Annotated in this window: 5 protein-coding genes; all 5 read right to left on the bottom strand. The window is 67.5% G+C overall.

Going from position 1 to position 4,032, the window contains the following annotated elements:
* On the bottom strand, positions 1–1,946 hold a 1,946-nt coding region (locus FKV25_RS07990), incomplete at its 3' end, for a M2 family metallopeptidase (RefSeq protein WP_141518267.1).
* A gap of 91 nt (positions 1,947–2,037) precedes the next feature.
* Positions 2,038–2,529, bottom strand: a complete 492-nt coding sequence (locus FKV25_RS07985) for a hypothetical protein (RefSeq protein WP_141518266.1) — start codon at positions 2,527–2,529, stop codon at positions 2,038–2,040.
* Positions 2,530–2,579: 50 nt separating this feature from the next.
* Entirely contained in the window at positions 2,580–2,840 is a 261-nt protein-coding gene (gene minE / locus FKV25_RS07980) for a cell division topological specificity factor MinE (RefSeq protein WP_141518265.1), read from the bottom strand.
* A 2-nt stretch (positions 2,841–2,842) separates the two neighbouring features.
* A complete protein-coding gene (minD, locus tag FKV25_RS07975; protein ID WP_141518264.1) occupies positions 2,843–3,652 on the bottom strand; it encodes a septum site-determining protein MinD in 810 nt (269 codons plus the stop codon).
* A 25-nt stretch (positions 3,653–3,677) separates the two neighbouring features.
* Positions 3,678–4,032: septum site-determining protein MinC (gene minC / locus FKV25_RS07970; RefSeq protein WP_141518263.1), on the bottom strand; the 355-nt coding region annotated here is incomplete at its 5' end.

The raw sequence follows: 4,032 nt of genomic DNA, 5'->3' as shown, positions 1-4,032 counted from the left end.
GCGCTGGCCTGCCAGCCGCAGGTCTGGCCTTCGTTCTGTTCTTTCAGCCAGTCCTGCAATGGCGCGAAGTATTCCAGCACCGCGCCGGCGTCCATGCCCTCGCCGCCGGTGAGCTCCTTGAGGGTCTGCTGCCAAGGCTGGCTCGCGCCCTTGGCCAGCATGGCCTGGAACTTCTCGCCCGCGGCCTTGTTGCCGTAGAAGCTGCACTGGTAAAGCGGACCTTCATGGCCGGAGGCGTCGCACAGCGCCTTGTAGAACTGGAACTGCAGCACGTGCGACAGGAAGTAGCGCGTGTACGGGGTGTTGCCCGGCACGTGGTACTTCGCGCCCGGGTCGAAGAACTCCTCGCCGCGCGCCTCGACCGGGGCGACGCCCTGGTACTTGGCCTTCAGGTCCCACCAGGCCTTGTTGTAGTCGCCCGGCGCGATCGAGCCGTCGAACACGCCCCAGCGCCAGCGGTCGATCATAAGCCCGAACGGCAGGAACGAGACCTTGGCCAGGGCCATGCGCATCTGCGCGTTGATCAACGCCTCCTTGCTCTGCTGCTGCGCGTCCACCAGGCCGATCGACTCCAGGTACTCCGGGGTCATCGACAGCACGATGGTGTCGCCGATGGCTTCGTGGAAGCCGTCGTGGGCGCCGGTCTGGAAGATCGGCGGCTGGTCCTTGTAGAGCAGGTAGTAATAGACGTGGCCCAGTTCGTGGTAGATCGTGGTGAAATCTTCCTCGTTGGGCTTGATGCACATCTTGGTGCGCACGTCGTCGGCCATGTCCATCGGCCAGGCGCTGGCGTGGCAGACCACGTTGCGGTCGCGAGGCTTGATGAACTGGGTCTTGTCCCAGTACGTCGCCGGCAGCTTGGGCATGCCCAGCGAGGTGTAGAAGTCCTCGGCGCGCTCGGTCATCTGGCGCGCGGTGGCGAGGTCGGCGCCATGCTCGATCTCGGCCAGGTCGGACGCGTTGCGCTCGCCCTTGTGCCGGGCCATCCCGGCGGCGAAGTTCTGCTGCCACTGGCCCTCGAGCGCACCGGTGATGTCGAGGCTGCCGGCGTTGCGGTAGGGCGCCAGGATGTCCCACAGGTTGCCCCAGTCCTGTTGCCACATGTTGCCCATCAGGTGGGCCGGCAGCATGCGTCCGGCGACCTCGCCCTTGTCCTCGCCGTACTTGGCGTCCAGGCGGGTACGGGCGTAGCAGTGCAACTGCTCGTAGAGCGGCTTGACCTGGCCCCAGAGACGGTCGGTCTCGGCGGCGATCTCCGCCGGGGTCATGTCGTAGCCCGAGCGCCACATCTCGCCGGCATCGGCGTAGCCCATCTCCTTGGCGCCTTCGTTGACCAGCTCCACGAAGCGGGTGTAGTCCTTGCGCATCGGCTGGGCGATCGTGTGCCAGCCGCGCCAGGCATCGAGCTGGTCGTCGTAGTCGCGGTTGCTGCGCAGCACGTCCTCGAGCTCGCCGAGCTGGCGGCACTCGCGCGCGTCGCCCTCGCCGGTGCAGTACTCGCCCTCGCCGTACATGGCCTCCATGCTGGCGGCGATCTTCGTCAGCTCCGAGAGCTTGGCCGGGTCACGGGGGGCGGGCATCGAGGTGCTCAGCTTCAACATCTGGATGGCACGCGCGGTCTGCGGCGACATCTCCTGGCCCTCGAACTTCTTCGCCTGTTCGATCCAGCTGTTGAGCTGGGTCAGCATGCGTTCGTTGGCCTTGGACGAGATCAGCTGGCTGTCGCTGTTGATGTAGGTCGAGGCGATCCACTGCGCGGAGGTGATCTCCGGGTACATGGCACGCATCTCGTCGTTGACGCGGGCGACGAACTGGTCGGCGGTTTCGCCGCCGGGGGCGGTCGAACCGGCGGTGCCGGCGGCGTCGCCGGATTCCTTGTTGCAGCCGGCCAGGCCGATGACGGCCGCGGTGATGCCGAGCGCGAGCAGGGCGCGGACAGGTTTCATGGGATGGGATCTCCTCGAACGGATCGCGCCGATGCGCTGAAAACGCAAGGCTAGAGGCCGTTTCGGGGTGGCGCAAGTGCGCGCGGTGGGGTCAGGGCGGGGCCGGGGCGGGCGGGGCAAGCGTGCGCGCCGGCAGCTCGACCAGCCCACGGGCCTGCAGCCAGCGCCAGGCGGCGTCGGAATCGCGTTCGAAATACGCCGCCGCCGAGCCCAGCCGGAAGGTGTAGCCCCAGGCGTCCATGTCGGCCAGCACGCGATCGCGCCCGACCCCGGGCAGGGCGTCGCCGAGCAGGGCCTGCAGCACGCATACGGCATCCTCCTCCTCGATGGAGTCGGTGGCGTCGGTGTGGACCGCCGCGCGGCGTTCGGGCGGCAGCACGATCAGGTGGCAGGCCTCGTGCAACAGTGAATGCACGGGCGTGTCGCCACGCGCATGCACGGTGCTGCCGATCAGTCCGGCCTCGCAGTCGCCCCAGTAGCTGCCGGGGATGGGCATGCCGTCGGCGACCCGCGCCAGGCGCAGTCCGTAGCGCGCAAGCAGGGCCGCCACGGCGTCGTGTTCGATGTCGGCGAGGGTCAGCATCGCGGGACGCGCGGCACGCGGCGGCGGGCTGCGCGCCGCGTGCCGGGGGCTCAGGCCTGGGCGGGGTTCTCGGGCAGCGAGACCGAGATATCCAGCACTTTGTTGTCGCCATCGCCGATCAGGTCGACCTTGACCGCCTCGGCGTCGACGTTGACGTACTTGCGGATCACCTCCAGCAGCTCGCGCTGCAGGGTCGGCAGGTAGTCCGGGCCCCCGCGCGTGGCGCGCTCGTGGGCGACGATGATCCGCAAGCGGTCCTTGGCGACCGATGCCGTCTGCTTCTTGGCCAGCAGGAAGTCGAACAGTCCCATCATCAACCTCCGAACATCTTGCTGAAGAAGCCCTTCTTCTCGACATGGGTGAAGCGCATCGGGCGGGTGTCGCCGAGCAGGCGGGCGACGGCGTCGTCATAGGCCTGGGCGGCATCGGATTCGGTGTCGAGGATGACCGGCTCGCCCTTGTTGGAGGCGTTGAGCACGTCGCCGGACTCGGGGATCACGCCGATCGTCTTCAGGCCCAGGATCTCCTCGACGTCGCCGACGCTGAGCATTTCGCCGGTTTCCACCCGCTTGGGGCTGTAGCGGGTGAGCAGCAGGTGCTCCTTGACCCGCTCGCCGTTCTCGGCCTTGCGCGTCTTCGACGACAGCAGGCCCAGGATGCGGTCGGAGTCGCGTACCGAGGAGACTTCCGGGTTGACCACGACGACGGCCTGGTCGGAGAAGTACATCGCCAGGTAGGCGCCCTTCTCGATGCCGGCCGGGGAATCGCAGACGATGTAGTCGAAGCCCTCGTCGGACATCTCCTTGAGGACCTTCTCCACGCCTTCCATCGTCAGCGCGTCCTTGTCGCGGGTCTGCGAGGCGGCCAGCACGTAGAGGTTGTCGAAGCGCTTGTCCTTGATCATCGACTGCTTGAGCGTGGACTCGCCGTTGACGACGTTGACGAAGTCGTACACCACGCGGCGCTCGCACCCCATGATGAGGTCGAGGTTGCGCAGGCCGACGTCGAAGTCGATGACGGCCACCTTGTGTCCACGACGGGCAAGTCCACACGCGAGGCTGGCGCTGGTGGTGGTCTTGCCGACGCCGCCCTTGCCTGACGTGACTACGATGATTTCGGCCAAGTTCAAATCCTCCGGTGGAGCGGCATCAGTCGAGTGCCGCGATTTTTAGTTGTTGGTCTTCCAGCCAGACCTGCACGGCCTTGCCGCGCAGGTCGGAGGGTATGTCTTCCAGCACCCGGTAGTGGCCGGCGATCGCCACCAGCTCGGCATGGAACTCACGGCAGAAGATGCGGGCCTGCTCGTTGCCCTGCGCGCCGGCCAGTGCGCGGCCGCGCAGGGGCCCGTAGATGTGCACCGAACCATCGGCGATCACCTCGGCGCCCGCGCCGACCGGCGAAAGCACGGTGAGGTCGCGGTTGTCGGCGTAGACCTGCTGGCCCGAACGCACCGGCGCGGACTGGATCTTGCCGGGCTGGCCGCCGCCGGGCGCGGTCGTGGCG

Origin of the sequence: Marilutibacter aestuarii (genome assembly GCF_006546775.1) — a bacterium.
Lineage (GTDB): Bacteria > Pseudomonadota > Gammaproteobacteria > Xanthomonadales > Xanthomonadaceae > Marilutibacter > Marilutibacter aestuarii.
Note: the sequence above shows the minus strand (reverse complement) of the source record. Positions and strands in the feature narration are given on the sequence as shown.

What these genes read in the sequence shown, in the direction of transcription:
- minE (WP_141518265.1), bottom strand. Translation starts at nt 2,840, where the DNA reads ATGGGACTGTTCGACTTCCTGCTGGCCAAGAAGCAGACGGCATCGGTC.
- FKV25_RS07985 (WP_141518266.1), bottom strand. Translation starts at nt 2,529, where the DNA reads ATGCTGACCCTCGCCGACATCGAACACGACGCCGTGGCGGCCCTGCTT.